This window comes from Gammaproteobacteria bacterium (genome assembly GCA_029862005.1).
In the GTDB taxonomy this organism is placed as follows: Bacteria; Pseudomonadota; Gammaproteobacteria.
The window spans coordinates 38,541-56,501 of the sequence record JAOTYD010000009.1 but is presented as its reverse complement, the minus strand read 5'-3'; the positions used below and the strand labels follow the sequence as shown (position 1 = coordinate 56,501).

Sequence of the window (17,961 nt, the reverse complement as noted above, 5' to 3'; positions counted from 1 at the left end):
GATTTGCTCCTAGTGATTTTCGGACACCATGTTGATGGTGTATTTCGGTATCTCGATAGTCAATGGTTCATCTGCGACGATTGCCTGGCAACTCAGGCGCGAATCCATGTCCAGCCCCCAGGCCTTGTCGAGATAGTCATCTTCATCTTCACTGGATTCTTCGAGCGAATTAAAACCCTCGCGCACGTATACATGGCAAGTTGTGCAGGCGCAGGATTTTTCACAGGCATGCTCAATCTCGATACCGTTGCTCAACATCGCATCGCATAAGCTGATACCGGGTTCCACCTCTATATCTGCACCCTCGGGGCAAATTTCCTCATGGGGTAGTATGGTGACCTTGGTCATCAAACATCAACCTCGTCAATTTGTTTACCGGTGAGCACCTGTTTTACGCTCGCGTTCATGCGTTTCGCAACAAAAGATTCACTCGCATCCTCTATCGCCTTGATCAATTGCTTCAGTTCGTCTGCCGGTGCCGTATCGATAACCGTATCGAGTGCGTCCCTGTGCTGCCGGATTTGCGCGATTTCGGCTTCGCTCAGCAGGATCTCCCCGTCCTGTGCCAACGCGGCATCAATCGCTTCAATCACCCTTCTGGCTTCGACCTGTTCCTCCCTGAGCATACGTTGCATGATATCCTCACGGGCATGATCCATCGAGTCCCGCAGCATCGATTCGATCTCAGTGTCGGTCAAGCCATAAGAAGGTTTGACCACGATATCTGCGGCAACTCCGCTGGTGAGTTCCTCGGCCGTCACAGACATCAGGCCATCGGCATCTACCTGGTAGGTCACACGGATGCGGGCGGCACCAGCATTCATCGGTGGAAATCCACGTAACTCGAAATGCGCCAATGACCGACAGTCAGAAACCAGTTCGCGTTCACCCTGGACCACGTGAATTGACATCGCGGTCTGACCATCCTTGAAGGTTGTGAACTCCTGTGCCCGGGTCACCGGAATCGGTGAATTACGATGGATTATCTTTTCGCTCAGGCCACCCATGGTCTCTATCCCCAGGGACAGCGGTAGTACATCAAGTAACAGCATATCGCTGCCAGGCTTATTGCCTGCCAGTATATCCGCCTGAATTGCGGCACCGAGCGCAACCACCTGGTCAGGATCGAGATCACACATCGGCTTGCGTTCAAAATAATCGCCTACCATTAACTGCACCAATGGCACCCGGGTAGATCCGCCGACCATGACAACTTCACCGATATCGTGTTTCGAAATTCCGGCATCTCGCACCGCACGTCGGCAAGCGCTCAGTGTTCTTTTTACCAGGGGATCAATCAGGGTTTCGAACAAGTCTCGATCGACAACACCGCTCCAATGCTGTCCCTCATGGTCGATGACAATTTCAGCGGAGTCGGCGCCCGAAAGTGCCTCTTTCGCAGTGCGCGCCGCGAACAGGATTCTCCGGGCGAGACCTGCATCGATACCGGTGAAGCCGCCCTGCTCGATTATCCACTCACCCAGCGCATGATCCATATCGTCTCCGCCGAGCGATGAATCACCCCCGGTAGCAAGAACCTCGAATACACCCTTGTTAAGTCGCAATATCGATATATCGAAGGTGCCACCACCGAGATCATAAACCGCGATCAATCCATCGTTTTGCTGATCCAGTCCGTAGGCCACCGCCGCTGCGGTCGGTTCGTTTAATAACCGGAACAGGTTCAGGCCGGCTAGTTTCGCCGCATCGCGCGTCGCCTGACGCTGGGCATCATCGAAATAAGCAGGCACGGTGATAACGACGCCATCGAGATCTCCACCCGTGCTCTGAACCGCGCGACGGGACAATGTTTTTAGAATTTCGCTCGAAATTTCGACCGCACTGAAATCGCCGCTTCGGGTTCGGATCCTCGGAACATTACTTTCTTCGCTGACCACGAATTGATAAGGCACGGAACTACCGAGCTGGCTGACGTCTTCCCGTCCTCTACCCATCATTCTTTTTATCGAGGAAACGGTATTTAGCGGATCAAGGGTCTGCAAGGACAATGCCTGGTGGCCAGTGAGGATTTCCTGGTCGCCAAAATGGACGACCGACGGCAGCAGGCTGCGTTCCTCTCCATCGGCCAGGCATACCGCCTCTCCGCTGCGCACGGTCGCCACCAGTGAATTCGTGGTGCCCAGATCGATGCCGACCGAGTTACGGTGCTGATGTGGTGCGCTGGATCCACCGGGTTCGGATATCTGCAGCAAGGCCATCAGTGATCCTCCAACTCGAACTGGAGTTCGGACAACTGGTGCTGAATCCGCTGAATAAACTGCATCTTGCGGCTGCTTAACAATGCCGCATCGAGATCGCGCGATTCGAAATGCGTGACGAACTCGGTTGCGAGTTCGCTGGCCCTGTGTGCCAGCTTCGACTCAATCTGCTGGCACTGCTGTAATGGATCATCGCCATGCCGACAGGATTCAACTTCTTCTCGCAATTCGATCTGCTCCATCAAAAACTCGGTATCCGACGTGGTACTCGAGTCGTCGGGGATAGTGGCGCCGCTGATTTCGAGCAGATAGCGCGAACGTTTGACCGGGTCCTGCAGCGTTTCATAGGCCTGGTTTACCCAGGATGCTATTTGCGTCGACAACCGCTTATCCCGGTCATCGGCACCGATAAATCTATCCGGGTGGTAGGTCGCTTGCAGACGCTGTTGTTCAGCCTGTAAATCCCTGGCATCGAGATCGAACGCAGGTTCGAGGCCGAATAGCTCGAAGTAGGTCTGGCTAAAATCAGGGGACTGCATGGAAGCGGCGGCTTAGTTTAAACGGTAAAGCTCTCACCACAACCACAGGCATTCTTGGCGTTAGGATTTTTAAACTGGAATCCCTCGTTGAGACCCACTTTGGCAAAATCAACTTCCGTGCCATCAAGAAAAACAAGGCTCTTTTTATCCACGACTACCTTAACGCCCTTGGTTTCGAAGACTTCATCGTCATCCTGGAGCTCATCGACAAATTCGATGACATAGGCGAGACCCGAGCAACCTGTCGTTTTGACACCGAGTCGCAAGCCGATACCCTTGCCGCGGTTAGCAAGAAAATGCTGCACTCGTGAGGCTGCTATATCGCTAATATGAATCGCCATTAAAATCTCTCTACACCGCTACCTGGCGGATAACAGCAGGCAACTGGTTTACCAGTTCCTGGAGTTTAGTCACTAACATTTCAACATCCTGCAGGCTGTTGTCCATGCCGAAACTCACCCTGATCGCATTCAGAGCCAGGCCGTCATCGACGCCCATGGCGGTCAGAACGTGACTGGGTTTAGTCACCGCACTGTGGCAGGCAGACCCGCTGGAAAGGGCAAAACCGGCTCGATCCAGTTCCATCAGCAGAGTCTCTCCGTGATAGTAAGGCAACGCGAAAAAAGTCGTATTCGGTAACCGTGGCTCCTGCTGTCCAAAAACCACGCTACCCGGGATGATTTCCAGCTTTGCTTCAAAAACATCCCTCAGCTGTTCAAGATGGTGCTTCTTGTGCGCCATTTCAAGCCTGGCAACCTGGGCTGCCTTGCCCAGGCCGACAATGCCGGCGACATTTTCGGTACCACCGCGCAACCTGTTTTCCTGGTAACCGCCGCTGATCAGCACGTTCCTCGGTTTGCGATTTACCACCAGGGCTCCCACGCCCTGCGGTCCGCGCAGCTTATGTGCGGAAAAGCTGATTGCATCGATATCGATCTGTGCCATATCGATGGGAATCTTGCCGACGGCCTGGGTTGCATCGCTATGTACCAGGCAGGAATCACGATCGACCATCGCGGCCAATTCCTTGACTGGCTGAATAACCCCGGTTTCATTGTTAGCGTATATGATCGTAAGTAACTGTGCATTTGCATCAGATAACGCCTTGTCAGCTGCGGCAAGATCGATCAATCCATCGTAATCCGGTTTTAACAGCACCACTGCCTGGCCGTCGGCCTGCAACTGTCTGAGGGGTTCGAGGATACTCGGGTGTTCTATTTCACTGCTGACGACAGGACGTTCACTGGTCCGGTCTACATAACCTTTGAGCAACATGTTGTTGGCTTCGGTGCCACCGGACGTGAAAATGACGGCATCACTCGAGCAACCCAGTAAATTTGCTACTTCAGCACGCGCGGATTCGACGGCCGAGCGCGCCATACGCCCGAAACTATGCAGGCTCGACGGATTTCCAGTCGGGTTACGCAGGAAAGGCATCATCGCATCGGCCACTTCTGGATGCATAGGCGACGTTGCATTATGGTCGAGGTAGATGGCCATGGCTTTAGATCAGGTTATGTCGCTTCTGTCGCAGATCGTGGGCGCGAGACAGCGCCTGCACCTCGTCATTCTGCATCATGTCAGCCAGCGAGATCTTGGTCAGGTAATTTTCGATTTCGGCACTGAGCTCTTCCCACAGTTGTTCGGTCAGACAGGGTTCGTAACTTGCCGAACCCCCGGTAACACCTTTGTCGACAACCTGCACTTCCTCGTCAACCGCACTGATGACATCAGCAATACAAACCTGGTCCGGAGAACTACCCAAGCTGTAACCGCCACCGGGTCCGCGGGTACTGACAACCAGTTTATTACGGCGCATCTTGGCGAACAGTTGTTCGAGGTAAGAGAGGGAAATACCCTGTCGAACCGATATGTCGGCAAGCGAAACCGGACCCTGGTCGGAATGCATAACCAGGTCGAGCAGTGATGTCACCGCATATCGGCTTTTAGTGGATAGTCGCATGGCGTAAGAAGTTGGTATCAAACGCGTTCAGTATACAATCCTGACTAAAATGGTCAACTATTATCAATGGGTAGTATGACTATTACTCCGGTACCATTTCCGGGCTCGCTTTCAATCGTAATCTGCCCCGCATGCGCATCGACAATAAGCTTGCAAAGATATAGCCCCAGGCCGTAACCCCCGGTATTTCTTTGCCTCGAGCTGTCGGGACGGTAAAACGCCTCGGTAAGCCTTGGAATATCCCCTGGGTCCAGGCCAGGGCCATGGTCTTGCACCTCCAGTCTTACCATCCCCTGCTCCAGGGACAGGTTTATATTGATATCTGCCCGGTCTTCGCCTGCGTGTTGACAGGCGTTGTCAACCAGGTTCTTGATCAACAGCTTTATCCGCATCGGATCTACCCTGACCTCGATCGGATTCATACGGGTTCTAATGCGCTCCCGACAGGGATGATCCTTTATCACTTCTTCGATCAGGCTCGACATATCGCAGCGTTCCAGTGCTAGTGGAGCATGCCCGGAATTCAGCTTTTCTGATTCGAGTATTGACGCAATCAGTGTTTCCATTTCACGCAGATCATCGATTAATTTTTGCTGAACCTCGTCGGGTTCGAGCAGCTCGAGGTTGACACGCATACGGGTAATGGGTGAGCGCAGTTCGTGACTGATGGCGAGCAACAGGGCCGATTTACCCTCGAGCATCGCCTTGATCTGTTCCGACATATCGTTAATCCCTGCTGCCAGCAGTTCGAGCTCACCCTTTCCCCCGGTTTCGATTCTCTGTTCGAGGTCACCCTCGCCAATTTTTTTGACCTGTCGTGACATCGCTTCTATCGGCCTGAACATGCGTCGAATGACAAAATACAGGAACAGCAGAATCGAGCCGAGCAACAGGAACAGTACCCAGTGTCGTCGTTCAGACCCACGTCGAAAGCCGTTGTCGACAGAAAACAGGTATCGATAGTCCTGCTTTTGAATCAACAGGAACTGGTCGCGCCGATGATGGCTCAGATACACGTTGTCGTAGGGCCGTGGGGCCGGCTCGAATTCATAGACAGCAATGGCTTTCAGTCCCGGGCTCGAACTCCAGTCGATCCCCTGCCCTTCGATACGGATTTCGAATGGCAACTGCTCGGCGAGCTGCTGAGCAGTTGCCAGGTCAGGCGGATTTCCAATATCCTCAATGAGGTACTCGATATAACGCTCCACGTTGGGAAGGATTTCATTCTGCACGTGGGGCTTAATCCGCTGGGCGAAACTGATCCCCAGAATAACGGCAAGTGCCAGCATTGAAACCAGGAAATAAAATAAAAGCCTGAAAATCAGGCTTTGCCATCGAGCCTGTAAATAGGACCACATTAGCGATTCACGAGTTGATAGCCCTGTCCACGCACCGTGCGTATCAATTCAGGACGCTGCAGCTTCTGCCTGAGCCGGCTCACCAGGACATCGATGGCACGACTGTATATGTCGGCATCAAGACCGCGCAGTACCTGCATGATTTCATCGCGGGACAAGACACGGTCCTGGTTCTCCGCGAGCAAGCTCAGTAAACCGAATTCGGTCGCCGTGATCGCCACCGCTTCGCCATTACGCGTGAGGTGTTTCTTGTCCAGATCGATACGAAATTCGCCGACCGTGTAAACAGTCCCGGATGCCGTTGCTTTACCGCGCTTGAAGATATTCTGAATTCTCGCCACCAGTTCACGCGGTTCAAACGGCTTCGGCAGGTAGTCATCGGCCCCCAGTTCCAGTCCGACAACCCGGTCCATTACTTCGCCACGCGCGGTCAGCATCAAGATTGGAATATCGCTGAAATGGCGTATGCGACGGCAGGTTTCGAATCCGTCGATCTGCGGCAACATGACATCCAGTACCACCAGGTCATAGGGTTGCTGCCTGATACGTTCGATCGCCTTTAACGGCTGGATTTCGTTATCTAACGACATATCGAATTTCGCAAGATACTTTTGCAACGGCTCAGCCAGTCCTTCGTCGTCATCGATCAGTAATAATTTACGCATCTACAGGCCCGGGTTGCTAGCAGGCAGTCATTGTACAACGCGGCTACTCTTCGAGCAGCCGCGTCGCGATCTAGGGGCAGGATTACTCATCGCCCCCATACCGGTGATGGTGCTTGTGACGGTGTTCGAGAAAGCCCTGCAACTCCTGTTTTTGTTCAGCGCTCAGGGAATCCAGGAATACCGCCAGCGAAGCAATAACGAGGGGCGCTTTTTCGTTGACCATCAGTATTTTTTGCTGCACCAGTTCAAGCGCCCTTGCCTGATTAAAACTGGGTTCCTCCAGCAGCGCTTCGATTTCGCTAACATGCTGTGCCCTGGTAGCCCTGGCATCCATCATCAGTTGAGCCACCATCTGTGCCAGCCGGGTGAAGTTTTCCTGTTGCCCGCGGTCGAGTTCCAGCTTTTTGGTGACGCGATCGGTCAGGAACTCGACCTTTTCTTCGGGGGACATGCCCCAGTCGCCATGTTTACTGAATGCGTAAACCACGCCCGAACTGCCGGCGATAAGCAATACTGCAGTAATAATTTTTGTAGAAAGTTTCATGGATTGTCTCCGTAGTTGATTAGTGACGGAGAAAATTCTAGGGAATCGCCTGTTACAAAGCTTTTCAGCCGGGTAACGTTTTGTAACGATTTGTAACATTCAGATTTGCTGTTTTTCTATTGCCGTCAGCATGCCGCGTAAGATATTTATCTCGTTGCGGGTCAGTTCGCTACGCAGATAAAGGCGTCGCAGGCGCTGCATAATCATGCCCGGTTGGCCAGGATCGAGATACCCGCAGCCTTTCAAAGTTTTCTCCAAATGCTGGATGTAACCTTCGACCTCGGCATTTGGCGCCGGTAAATCATGGGCATCCGGCGCTTTTGCGGGCGGCATTGTATTGCCCAGGCGAGCATAGATCTCGTAACACAGAATCTGGATCGCCGAAGCCAGATTAAGTGAGCTGAATTCCGGATTCGCTGGAATGCAGACCATCTGATTACATACCTGGATTTCCTCGTTGGTCAGGCCTGAATGTTCGCGTCCGAACACCAGCGCTGCGTGGTTTGAATCAGCCATTGAATCCAGCTTAACCGCCAGTTCCGCCGGGCTAAGCTCGGGCCACGGAAGCGAGCGTCGACGAGCACTGGCCGCAACCACGAGGCTACAATCCTCAATCGCCTGGGACAGATCGCTGCAGGTTTCGCGTTTGTCGAGTATGCCGTTGGCACCCGAGGCCCTGGCATAAGCCGTCTCCCCGATCGGGCACTGCGGATCTACCAGGCTGAGGTGACTGAAGCACATGTTGTTCATGGCCCTGGCAGCGGCACCGATGTTTCCAGGATGGGTCGTACCGACCATGACGATCTTGATGTTATGCAGTTTCATTTTGTGCTACTCACCGTTGGGTTTACTTCTGGTCTATTTTCGGACCCTTTGCTAGACTGCGCGCCTTTTCCGGTATCACCAGGCTCCATCGATGCAACCAATGCTCAATATCGCGGTTCGGGCGGCTCATCACGCTGGTGATTTTATCGTTCGCAAAATCAACAAGCTACCCGACTTAAAGGTCGAAGTAAAAGCCGTTAACGATTACGTCAGCGAAGTCGACCGCGAAGCGGAATCACGGATAATCGAGGAATTGCTAAAGGCCTTCCCCGCTCACGGTATTCTCGCCGAAGAGTCCGGAAGCATCGAAGGCAAGGACGAGTACCGCTGGATTATCGACCCGCTCGATGGCACTACCAATTACCTGCATGGCTTTCCCCATTATGCCGTCTCGATAGCCTGCGAACATCGAGGTCGCCTCGCGCATGGCGTGATTTACGACCCTTACAAACAGGAACTGTTTGCCGCCAGTCGCGGCGATGGCGCCACCCTCAATAATCGCCGTATCCGGGTCGCTCACCTGAAAACAATTGAGGGGGCTTTACTTGCAACCGGATTCCCGTTTAAAAATCCAGGTCAACTTGATGAGTTCCTCAAACTTTTTAGCGCCTTTTTTACCTCCGCCAGCGACATCCGGCGTGCGGGCTCGGCAGCACTCGATCTCGCCTATGTGGCGGCAGGACGCCTCGATGGCTTCTGGGAATCCGGACTCAGTGCCTGGGATCTCGCTGCCGGCGCGCTAATCGTTCGCGAAGCCGGCGGCCTGGTTACCGACTACAGCGGTGACGGTAATTTTCTCGAAAACGGCCAGATCGTTGCCGGCAACGCGAAGATAATTGCCGAAATGCTACGCAAAATTCAGCAACAGCAGAAAGCTTGATCGCACTCTCAAATGCATAACCCTGAGATCCAGTAAGACGGGTTTATACACTTAATCAAACTCCCGGGTATGGATTACGACGCCCAGTTGGAATGAGATAGTTTTTACCTGTAGTGTCTTAACTGGCCCACCAGCACGCCATGGATACTGACGCGTTCGGCCGCGTATATCATCGGCTCCATCTCGACGTTCGCGGGGATTAGCGCCACCAGCCTTTCACTCTTGCGTTTAAAACGTTTTAACGTGGCCTCCGCCTTGTCGATCATAGCAACCACGATGTCCCCGTCATTGGCGACCGGTTGTTTCTTTATGATCACGTAATCGTCATCGAGAATACCGGCATCAATCATCGAATCGCCGGTAACGCGCAGCGCGAATAACTCGGGACCCATGAACATTTCGGCCAGGTTCAGTTCCTGCTGGTCTTCGATCGCTTCAATCGGGGATCCGGCCGCGATTTTCCCGGCCAGGGGTATCGTGGGCGGACTTACCAGCGGCAAATCGACAAGGCTCATGCCGCGAGAATTGCCCTTGACCCGGTTGATGTAACCCTTGTCTTCCAGCGACTGCACGTAGCGGTGTATGGTGCCATGCGATGTTACGCCGATGGCGATTCCAATTTCCTTGAATTTTGGGGCATAGCCGTATTGCGCGAGGTAATTGCGGATAAACTGGAGTGTCTTTTGTTCCTGTGAAGTCAGCATTTCTGGTAACTCTTCTCACTTTATTCTCACCCAGTTTAGAGAAAAGAATGAGAACTTGCAAGTCTCACGAAGAACAGCTGAGATCGATATGGCGTGCCCAGTCCGGGGGTTCTGCCGCGTATTCGGCGAGCTCATGCTGTTCATCGAAAGGTTTTTGCAGCAGTTGATGCAGGGTTTCAACCTCACCGTAATCTCCATCCTCGGCGCGCGCGATAGCCTGCTGCGCAAGGTAGTTTCGCAGGATGAACCTCGGGTTGGTAGCGCGCATCTGGCGCCGACGGAATCCGGCTTCGATCGTTTCGGTTTTTATTCGTGCCTGGTAATCGTGGTACCAATGATCAAATTTCTCGCGCTCGACGAACCGGTCGCGCAACGAGTGGTCGTTGTTATCGCCAGCGGCATCACTGAGCGCGCGGAAAAAATTGGTAAAATCAACCTGCCCTTCCATGACGTCGAACAGGCCGTGAAACAATTCCTCATCTCCGTCGCGAAACGCCTGCAATCCAAGCTTTGACGCCATACCCCGGTTGAAGTGAGTCAGGTAGGCTGGTTGATAGTCGGCCAGTAACTGTTTGGCCTTTTCGGCCGCCGCTTCGCCGCTGTCAGCGTCGATCAGCGGCAGCATTGCCTGTGCCAGGCAGGACAGGTTGAACAGGCCGATGCGGGGTTGTTGATCGTAGGCATAACGTCCCTGTTCGTCGGAATGATTACAGACAAAACCGGATTCGTAGGTATCGAGAAATCCGTAGGGACCATAATCGATGGTCAGGCCGAGCATCGACATGTTGTCGGAATTCAGCACACCGTGAGTGAAACCGATCAACTGCCACTGCGCGATGAGACTGGCGGTGCGTTCGATGACCTGGCGCAACAACTCGAGGTAGGGATTTTCGGCGCCATCACAATCGGGATAAAAGTGCTCGATGATATGGTCGGCCAGGATTTTCAGTTCAGCATATTGCTGGCGATAGAAAAAGACCTCGAAATTGCCGAAGCGCATGTGACTCGGCGCGACGCGGGTCAATACCGCGGCGGTTTCAGGTCGCTCCCGGTATACCGGATCGTTGCTTCCGGTCACGCACAGCGCCCGCGTGGTCGGAATTCCCAGCGCGGCAATCGCCTCGCTGCAGAGAAATTCACGAATGGTCGAACGTAACACGGCGCGACCATCACCCATGCGCGAAAACGGAGTCAGTCCCGAACCCTTAAGCTGTATCTCCCAGTTGCTGCCGGTGACGTCAGCAATTTCACCGATCATCAGGGCGCGCCCGTCACCGAGCTGCGGCACGTAATGACCGAACTGGTGGCCCGCGTAGAGCATCGCGATCGGATCACTGTCAGGCACGAGCGTATTGCCCGTCAGCAAATCAATCAGCTGTTGCTGCTGGAACAACGCGGGATCGATATCAAGCAATTCCGCAACTGCCGGGCTGAAAGCGACCAGGTAAGGATTGTTCAGCGCCTGCGGACTGACACGCCGGTAAAAATGTTCGGGTAGGCGGCCAAGGCGGGTCTCGGTATTCAGCTGCGACAGGATCGACACGGGTTGATGTAGTTACACTTAAAAAGAGAATTATAAGTAACTTTTTCAGAAAAAAGCCCCGCACTAAGCGGGGCTTTTATTCCAGTCCAGCTGTTGCTGTTACCGATTGAGTCGATTATCGATCAGGTTATCGACCACGCCCGGGTCAGCCAATGTCGAGGTATCTCCGAGGTTATCGAGTTCATTCGCGGCAACCTTGCGCAGTATGCGGCGCATGATCTTGCCGGAACGGGTTTTCGGTAAACCCGGTGCCCACTGAATGATATTGACCTTGGCGATGGGTCCGATTTCGGAGCGCACCAGGTTGACGAGTTCCTGCTTCAATTCATCGCTGCCTTCCTCGCCTGCCATCAGCGTGACATAGGCGTAAATGCCCTGCCCGGTGATGTCGTGCGGATAACCCACCACGGCTGACTCGGCAACCTTTTCGTGCTTGACCAGCGCGGACTCGATCTCCGCGGTTCCAAGCCGGTGACCGGAGACATTGAGTACGTCGTCTACCCGGCCGGTAATCCAGTAATATCCATCCTCGTCGCGACGCGCACCGTCGCCGGTGAAGTAATAACCCTTGAACATCGCGAAGTAGGTTTCATAAAAACGCTTGTGGTCGCCGTATACCGAACGCATCATCGATGGCCACGGTGCCCGCATTGCCAGGTTGCCCTCGGCCGGGTTACCCTCGATTTCGTTACCCTGGTCATCCAGAATTAACGGTTGAGCACCAAAAAACGGAATGGTCGCGGATCCCGGCTTGGTGGGAGTCGCGCCGGGTAACGGCGTCAACAGATGCGCCCCGGTTTCGGTTTGCCACCAGGTATCGACGATCGGGCAACGACCGTCACCAATGACATTGTAGTACCACAGCCAGGCTTCGGGATTGATGGGCTCACCCACGGTGCCGAGCAGGCGCAGCGACTTGCGCGAGGTCTTCTTGACCGGTTCGTCGCCGGCACCCATCAAGGCCCTGATTGCCGTCGGAGCGGTATAGAAAATCGAAACCTTATGCTTGTCGCAAACCTGCCAGAACCGGGAGATGTCGGGATAGGTCGGAATACCTTCAAACATCAGGGTGGTTGCGCCGTTGGCGAGCGGTCCGTAAACGATGTAGGTATGGCCGGTAACCCAGCCGACGTCAGCGGTACACCAGTAAATTTCACCATCCTTGTAGTCAAACACGAGCTTGTGGGTCATTGCAGCCTGCAGTAAGTAACCGCCGGTGGTGTGCAGAACGCCCTTGGGTTTGCCGGTTGAGCCCGAGGTATAGAGAATAAACAATGGATCCTCGGCATCCATCATTTCCGGTTCGCAGTCCGTTGATGCCTGTGCCATCGCCTCGTGATACCAGACATCGCGACCGTCAGTCCATTCGACCGGCTCACCGCCACGCTGCACCACGATCACGCTTTTAACATTGGGGCACTCGCTCACGGCCTTATCGGCATTTGCTTTTAATGGAACTCGTTTACCGCCACGTACCGACTGATCCGCGGTTATGACCACCTGGCAATCCGAATCCTGGATACGATCACGCAACGCGTCCGGTGAAAAACCGCCGAACACTACAGAATGCATCGCACCAATGCGGGTGCAAGCCAGCATCGCAACCGCGGCCTCTGGAACCATGGGCATGTAGATCGATACCCGGTCACCGCGTTTGACACCTTGCGCCTTGAGCACGTTGGAAAACTTGCAGACTTCCTCGTGCAGTTCGGCGTAGGTGATCTTGCGGTCTTCGCCTGGATCATCGGCCTCCCAGATAATGGCAACCTGGTCTGCGCGCGAGTTCAGGTGGCGATCGAGACAATTGTAGGAGACATTCAGTTCGGCGCCCGCAAACCAGTTGATATGCAAATCATCCTCGTCGAAACTCCAGTCGCAGACCGAGTCCCAGGGTTTAAACCACGAGAGATAGTTTTCCGCCTGTTCCGACCAGAAACCCTCGGGATCGTCAACGGATTGCTGGTACATTTCATCGTATTGCGCTGCATTAATATTTGCCTGCGCGGCAAAATCGGCGGGAACGGGGTAAAGCTTGCTTTCTGACATGGCGCCTTCCTCACGGTTGCTTTGACTGGTTTTATTGGTGGCGCCAGATATGCTTACACAAACATCAGCCATCGACAAGATGCTGATCCCGGGTCGATATCCCCTCCAGGTTGAAATAGGCAATTTACCGACATATTTTCCACACTTATTGACCTGTGCGTCACGATAAGTAACACTCGCCTAAATAATAAGTAACCAGGGGTAACACTTTTTGTCGCTGTTATCGTCCGATGTGCGCCCTACCGAGATCACCGTCATCGTGGTACTGATCTCGCTGCTGGTATTGCTGCCCCCCTTGTTTACGCTGTGGATCGACGTCGATTTACCCTGGTACCTGCCCTACCTGGTCTGGTTTGGCATTATTCTGCTGTCGGCCTGGTTGCAACGCGTGCTGCGCAAAAATGCAGTTTGAACTGTGGCAGTTATTCCTGGTCGGGGTGCTCTACCTGGGATTGTTATTCCTGATCGCAACCGCTACCGATCGTGGCTGGATTCCGGAATCCCTGGCCAGCCACCCGTTGATTTATTCACTCTCCATCGGCGTATACGCAACATCCTGGAGCTTTTACGGCAGCGTCGGTTTTGCTGAAAAACAGGGGTTTAACTTCCTGACCATATACCTGGGAACCACGCTGGCTTTCGTCGCTTCACCCATCCTGCTCAGGCCGATACTGAAAATCACCGAGACCTATCGCTTGGCGTCGCTCGCTGACCTGTTCGCTTTTCGCTACCACAGCCAGCTTGCCGGGGTGCTGGTGACACTGCTGGTGCTGGCCGGCACCCTGCCCTACATGTCACTGCAGATACAGGCGGTCACGAACACACTGCAAATCATGACCAATGAAACCGAACAGCATTTGATCGCGTTGATGTTTTGCATCACGGTCGGCCTGTTTTCAATCCTGTTTGGTACCCGGCACATCTCTCTGCGAGAAAAGCACCGGGGCCTGGTGGTCGCAATCGCGTTTGAGTCGCTGGTCAAGTTAGTCACGCTGCTAAGCGTGGGAATATTTGCGGTATTTGGAATTTTTGGCGGATTCGGCGAACTCAACCGCTACCTGGACCAGCATCCAGAAATTAATGCAGCGTTGTTTACGCCGGTACAGGAGGGTCCCTGGGCGACATTAATGCTGCTCTCCTTTGCTGCCGCGTTTCTGTTGCCGCGCCAGTTCCACATGATTTTCGTCGAGAGCATCAAGCACAAGAATATCGAAACCGCGAGCTGGGCATTTCCCCTTTTCCTGCTACTGTTGAACCTGTCGATTCCGCCAATTCTCTGGGCGGGTCAATCACTGCAGCTCGATATACCGGCTGATTTTTTCGTACTCGGAATTACACTCGAAAGCGGGTCTTCGATTTTGCCGATATTAACCTTTATGGGCGGCCTTTCCGCGGCCAGTGCGATGATCATCGTGACCACTTTGGCACTGGCATCCATGTGCATGAATAATTTCGTACTTCCTGCAAGCTTTCCACCCAAGCTGTCCTCCGGCACCAGCATGTACGAATGGCTGTTGTGGGGTCGTCGCTTCGTCATCATGTCGATCGTTGCCATTGGATACATATTCTACCTGGTGCAAACCCATAATCCGGGGCTGGCCGGGCTAGGCCTGATCTCGTTCGTTGCAGTGGCGCAATGCCTCCCCGGGGTAATCGGGTTGCTTTACTGGCCGCGCGCCAACAGGACCGGTTTTGTCAGTGGCTTGATTGTCGGCGCAACTATCTGGGTATTCACGTTATTTGTCCCGCTGTTTGAACGCGCCGGAATTATTGAAACACCCTTTTTTACGATTCCGGAACTCGCGATGAGCACTACCGATGCGGCACTCTGGTCGCTGCTGTTGAACAGTCTAACTTTTGTTATCGTATCGCTAATGAGTCGGCAGTCCGCGGATGAACGGGAGGTGGCCGAAGCCTGCAGTCGCGAGAGCTTCCTGATGCCTAAAGGTTCGGTAAAAGCGACCTCGATCGCGGAGTTCGAACAGCAGCTGGGCAGCATCGTCGGCCATGACATTGCGCACAACGAGGTCGATCGCGCCCTTGCCGATCTTGGCCTGACCCCGGGCGAGATTAACCAGGCTGACCTTACCCGCCTGCGCGCCCAGATCGATCGGAATCTTTCGGGCCTGGTTGGTCCCGTACTGTCACGCATGATCGTCAATGAGCACCTGCAGATAGATCGTGCGACCCAGTCGGCGCTCGCCGATACCATCCAGTTCGTTGAAAACAGCCAGGAGAAATCACGCAGCGAATTGCGCGGTGTGTCAAGCGAACTGGATGCTTTGCGGCGTTTTCACTTCCAGGTACTGCAGGATCTGCCGCTCGGGGTCGTATCGATCGATAACGCGGGAATTATTCTGAGCTGGAACAAGGAGCTCAGCAAGTTGACCGGTATCAGGCTCGGCGACGCAATTGGCAATTCCATCGATCAACTCGAGGAGCCGTGGCGAGATCTGCTGGCGAGATTTAAATCCAGCGACGAGTTTTTAATCAGCAAGCTCAAGGTTACGGTTAAAGACCAGGTACGGGTGCTTAATCTGTTCAAGGCCGTTGTAAGCCGGGAAAGGGAAGACAACAGTGGAATTGCTATCCTCATTGAAGACCATAGTGAACGTCACCTGCTGGAGGAAAAACTTGCCCATAGCGAACGTCTTGCGTCAATCGGTCAGCTTGCCTCGGGCGTTGCGCATGAAATCGGTAACCCGGTGACCGGCATCGCCTGCCTCGCTCAGGATTTGCGTTCGGTACTTGAAGATACACCGCGGGCGACACAGGATCTCGATCGGATCCTGACCCAGACCGAGCGCATTGCGCGCATTGTCGGATCGCTTTCCAATTACAGTCGTGCCGGGGCCCCCGACGAATATCCCTCGGAAATTATCGATCTGCACCAGGTTATTCATGAAGCGATTAACCTGGTCTCGCTGAGTGAGGCCGGCAAGCAAATGCATTACCGGAACCAATGTGAAACAGGCCTCATGGTCAAGGGATTCGCGCAAAAACTGGTGCAGGTATTTGTTAACCTGCTCTCCAATGCGACCGACGCTTCGAAACCCGGCCAGACCGTAACCATCGGTTCAGCAGTTTACGGAAGCCAGGTCCTGATATCGGTCGAAGACCAGGGCAAGGGCATTCCCGAGGAACACCTGTCTAAAATTTTCGAACCTTTCTTTACCACTAAAACCGTTGGTGAAGGTACCGGCCTCGGGCTATCGCTGACCTATAATATTGTCAAGGAACACGGGGGTTCGATTTCGGTATCCAGCAGGTCCATGGCTGGCTGTCGATTCGACATCTACCTTCCGGGTATTGATACAGCGATGGCGGCAGAGGCATGAGTAATATCCTGGTCGTCGAGGATGAACCGATTATCCAGGAGAGCCTGCTGCGCCTGCTCCAGCGCCAGGGCCACGATGCAACCGGTGTCGCCTCGGTTGCCGAAGCGGAAGAAAACTCTATCAACACCTATGACCTGATTATCTCGGACCTGCGCCTGCCCGGCGAACCCGGCACCGAGCTCATATCGCGCGCGGCACCTACCCCGGTGCTGATTATGACCAGTTACTCCACCGTGCAATCGGCAGTCGAGGCGATGAAACAGGGCGCCGTGGACTACATTTCCAAACCATTCAATCATGATGAAATGATCATGACCGTGAAACGGATTCTGGACAAGGCAATGGTCGAACAGCAAAACACGATTCTGCAAAACGAGCTGGCGAAGAATTATCCTATCGATGGCATGGTTGCACACTGTGAACCGATGCTGGAGGTTGTGGACCGAATCAAGCGGGTAGCGGCAACCAATACCACGGTACTGATTGTCGGAGAAACCGGCACCGGCAAGGAACTGGCAGCGCGTGCAATACATTCGCAAAGCGAGCGGCGAAAACATTCACTTGTCACCGTCAACTGTGCCGCATTTGCGGAGACCCAGATCGAATCAGAATTATTCGGTCATGAACGGGGGGCCTTTAGCGGGGCATTGCAAACCAAAAAAGGCCTGCTCGAAGTCGCAAACCACGCTACCCTGTTTCTCGATGAAATCGGTGAACTGTCACTGGATGCCCAGGCACGCCTGCTGGCTGTTTTGCAGGATAACGAAATCAGACGGATTGGTTCCAACAAGATCATAAAGGTCGATGTCCGCGTGCTGGCCGCCACGCACAAGAACCTTGCGCAAATGGTTGCCGAAAAAACCTTTCGTGAAGACCTTTACTATCGACTCAACGTTTTCGAAATAAATCTGCCACCACTGCGGGAACGTGGCAGTGACATCAAGTTGCTGGCTGATACAGTTCTGACCCGGATGGCCCAGCGCACCCATAGAAAGTCTGTGACCTTTGACGAAGAAGCCTACCAGCAACTGTTGAACTACCCATGGCCGGGGAATGTGCGTGAACTTGAAAATGTTATCGAACGCGCGGTATTACTAAAACAAAATGGTAGTATCGAAGCCGACGACCTGGCATTGAATAATACCGAGGCCGGACAGAGACTGCCGCTGTACGAACTGGAGAATCGATTGTCGATGGATGATTACTTCGTCAGCTTCGTAAAAAAATACCAGGCCCGTTACAATGAAACCGAGCTCGCGCGTATGCTGGGGATTAGCCGTAAAAACCTATGGGAAAGGAGACAGCGTCTTGAGATTCCGTCCCGCAAGCAATAATCC

At 53.7% G+C, this 17,961-nt stretch carries 17 protein-coding genes; 4 read left to right on the top strand and 13 right to left on the bottom strand.

Annotated features, from left to right (window positions below; all coding sequences use genetic code 11):
* Positions 1-9 precede the first annotated feature (9 nt).
* From fdx to OES20_08180, 10 genes are all read right to left on the bottom strand, one after another.
* A complete protein-coding gene (gene fdx / locus OES20_08225; protein ID MDH3634679.1) occupies positions 10-348 on the bottom strand; it encodes an ISC system 2Fe-2S type ferredoxin in 339 nt (112 codons plus the stop codon).
* Positions 348-2,219, bottom strand: coding sequence for a Fe-S protein assembly chaperone HscA (hscA, locus tag OES20_08220; protein MDH3634678.1), 1,872 nt, complete (start codon positions 2,217-2,219; stop codon positions 348-350). Before hscA ends, fdx begins: the two co-directional genes overlap by 1 nt.
* Positions 2,219-2,758 carry a Fe-S protein assembly co-chaperone HscB gene (gene hscB, locus OES20_08215; protein ID MDH3634677.1) on the bottom strand — a complete coding sequence of 180 codons (540 nt, stop codon included), beginning with the start codon at positions 2,756-2,758 and terminating at the stop codon, positions 2,219-2,221. The genes hscA and hscB overlap by 1 nt, the downstream gene beginning before the upstream one ends.
* A gap of 17 nt (positions 2,759-2,775) precedes the next feature.
* Positions 2,776-3,099 (bottom strand): iron-sulfur cluster assembly protein IscA, encoded by a 324-nt coding sequence (gene iscA, locus OES20_08210; protein ID MDH3634676.1) that lies wholly within the window; start codon positions 3,097-3,099, stop codon positions 2,776-2,778.
* Between the two features lie 10 nt (positions 3,100-3,109).
* Positions 3,110-4,258 (bottom strand): cysteine desulfurase, encoded by a 1,149-nt coding sequence (locus tag OES20_08205; protein MDH3634675.1) that lies wholly within the window; start codon positions 4,256-4,258, stop codon positions 3,110-3,112.
* Between the two features lie 4 nt (positions 4,259-4,262).
* Positions 4,263-4,721 carry an Rrf2 family transcriptional regulator gene (locus tag OES20_08200; GenBank protein MDH3634674.1) on the bottom strand — a complete coding sequence of 153 codons (459 nt, stop codon included), beginning with the start codon at positions 4,719-4,721 and terminating at the stop codon, positions 4,263-4,265.
* Between the two features lie 53 nt (positions 4,722-4,774).
* Positions 4,775-6,079 (bottom strand): HAMP domain-containing histidine kinase, encoded by a 1,305-nt coding sequence (locus OES20_08195; GenBank protein MDH3634673.1) that lies wholly within the window; start codon positions 6,077-6,079, stop codon positions 4,775-4,777.
* Positions 6,079-6,744: a response regulator transcription factor gene (locus tag OES20_08190; GenBank protein MDH3634672.1), complete on the bottom strand. Its 666-nt coding sequence runs from the start codon at positions 6,742-6,744 to the stop codon at positions 6,079-6,081. Before OES20_08190 ends, OES20_08195 begins: the two co-directional genes overlap by 1 nt.
* An 82-nt stretch (positions 6,745-6,826) precedes the next feature.
* Entirely contained in the window at positions 6,827-7,288 is a 462-nt protein-coding gene (locus tag OES20_08185; protein MDH3634671.1) for a hypothetical protein, read from the bottom strand.
* A gap of 99 nt (positions 7,289-7,387) precedes the next feature.
* Entirely contained in the window at positions 7,388-8,113 is a 726-nt protein-coding gene (locus tag OES20_08180; protein MDH3634670.1) for an RNA methyltransferase, read from the bottom strand.
* 91 nt (positions 8,114-8,204) lie between these two features.
* Here OES20_08180 and OES20_08175 point away from each other — a divergent pair, with 91 nt between their 5' ends.
* Positions 8,205-8,993, top strand: a complete 789-nt coding sequence (locus tag OES20_08175; GenBank protein MDH3634669.1) for an inositol monophosphatase — start codon at positions 8,205-8,207, stop codon at positions 8,991-8,993.
* Between the two features lie 104 nt (positions 8,994-9,097).
* Here OES20_08175 and lexA read toward each other — a convergent pair whose 3' ends face one another.
* The 3 genes from lexA to acs all read right to left on the bottom strand — a co-directional run bounded on the left by lexA (position 9,098) and on the right by acs (position 13,286).
* The gene (gene lexA / locus OES20_08170) at positions 9,098-9,697 is read right to left on the bottom strand and encodes a transcriptional repressor LexA (GenBank protein ID MDH3634668.1); all 600 of its coding nucleotides are present in this window, start codon (positions 9,695-9,697) and stop codon (positions 9,098-9,100) included.
* 64 nt (positions 9,698-9,761) lie between these two features.
* Positions 9,762-11,240 carry a YdiU family protein gene (locus tag OES20_08165; GenBank protein MDH3634667.1) on the bottom strand — a complete coding sequence of 493 codons (1,479 nt, stop codon included), beginning with the start codon at positions 11,238-11,240 and terminating at the stop codon, positions 9,762-9,764.
* 99 nt (positions 11,241-11,339) lie between these two features.
* Complete coding sequence (gene acs / locus OES20_08160) at positions 11,340-13,286, bottom strand: acetate--CoA ligase (GenBank protein ID MDH3634666.1); 1,947 nt, start codon at positions 13,284-13,286, stop codon at positions 11,340-11,342.
* A 211-nt stretch (positions 13,287-13,497) separates the two neighbouring features.
* On the opposite strand from acs, the gene OES20_08155 reads away from it, so the two are divergent.
* The 3 genes from OES20_08155 to OES20_08145 are packed head-to-tail and all read left to right on the top strand — an operon-like array spanning position 13,498 to position 17,958.
* The gene (locus OES20_08155; protein ID MDH3634665.1) at positions 13,498-13,698 is read left to right on the top strand and encodes a hypothetical protein; all 201 of its coding nucleotides are present in this window, start codon (positions 13,498-13,500) and stop codon (positions 13,696-13,698) included.
* Positions 13,688-16,624, top strand: coding sequence for an ATP-binding protein (locus OES20_08150; GenBank protein MDH3634664.1), 2,937 nt, complete (start codon positions 13,688-13,690; stop codon positions 16,622-16,624). The genes OES20_08155 and OES20_08150 overlap by 11 nt, the downstream gene beginning before the upstream one ends.
* The gene (locus OES20_08145; protein MDH3634663.1) at positions 16,621-17,958 is read left to right on the top strand and encodes a sigma-54 dependent transcriptional regulator; all 1,338 of its coding nucleotides are present in this window, start codon (positions 16,621-16,623) and stop codon (positions 17,956-17,958) included. The genes OES20_08150 and OES20_08145 overlap by 4 nt, the downstream gene beginning before the upstream one ends.
* Positions 17,959-17,961: the final 3 nt, after the last annotated feature.

Excerpts from the sequence above, each read along its gene's own strand:
- fdx (MDH3634679.1), bottom strand. The coding sequence starts at position 348 with ATGACCAAGGTCACCATACTACCCCATGAGGAAATTTGCCCCGAGGGT.
- hscA (MDH3634678.1), bottom strand. The coding sequence starts at position 2,219 with ATGGCCTTGCTGCAGATATCCGAACCCGGTGGATCCAGCGCACCACAT.
- hscB (MDH3634677.1), bottom strand. The coding sequence starts at position 2,758 with ATGCAGTCCCCTGATTTTAGCCAGACCTACTTCGAGCTATTCGGCCTC.
- iscA (MDH3634676.1), bottom strand. The coding sequence starts at position 3,099 with ATGGCGATTCATATTAGCGATATAGCAGCCTCACGAGTGCAGCATTTT.
- OES20_08205 (MDH3634675.1), bottom strand. The coding sequence starts at position 4,258 with ATGGCCATCTACCTCGACCATAATGCAACGTCGCCTATGCATCCAGAA.
- OES20_08200 (MDH3634674.1), bottom strand. The coding sequence starts at position 4,721 with ATGCGACTATCCACTAAAAGCCGATATGCGGTGACATCACTGCTCGAC.
- OES20_08195 (MDH3634673.1), bottom strand. The coding sequence starts at position 6,079 with ATGTGGTCCTATTTACAGGCTCGATGGCAAAGCCTGATTTTCAGGCTT.
- OES20_08190 (MDH3634672.1), bottom strand. The coding sequence starts at position 6,744 with ATGCGTAAATTATTACTGATCGATGACGACGAAGGACTGGCTGAGCCG.
- OES20_08185 (MDH3634671.1), bottom strand. The coding sequence starts at position 7,288 with ATGAAACTTTCTACAAAAATTATTACTGCAGTATTGCTTATCGCCGGC.
- OES20_08180 (MDH3634670.1), bottom strand. The coding sequence starts at position 8,113 with ATGAAACTGCATAACATCAAGATCGTCATGGTCGGTACGACCCATCCT.
- OES20_08175 (MDH3634669.1), top strand. The coding sequence starts at position 8,205 with ATGCAACCAATGCTCAATATCGCGGTTCGGGCGGCTCATCACGCTGGT.
- lexA (MDH3634668.1), bottom strand. The coding sequence starts at position 9,697 with ATGCTGACTTCACAGGAACAAAAGACACTCCAGTTTATCCGCAATTAC.
- acs (MDH3634666.1), bottom strand. The coding sequence starts at position 13,286 with ATGTCAGAAAGCAAGCTTTACCCCGTTCCCGCCGATTTTGCCGCGCAG.
- OES20_08150 (MDH3634664.1), top strand. The coding sequence starts at position 13,688 with ATGCAGTTTGAACTGTGGCAGTTATTCCTGGTCGGGGTGCTCTACCTG.
- OES20_08145 (MDH3634663.1), top strand. The coding sequence starts at position 16,621 with ATGAGTAATATCCTGGTCGTCGAGGATGAACCGATTATCCAGGAGAGC.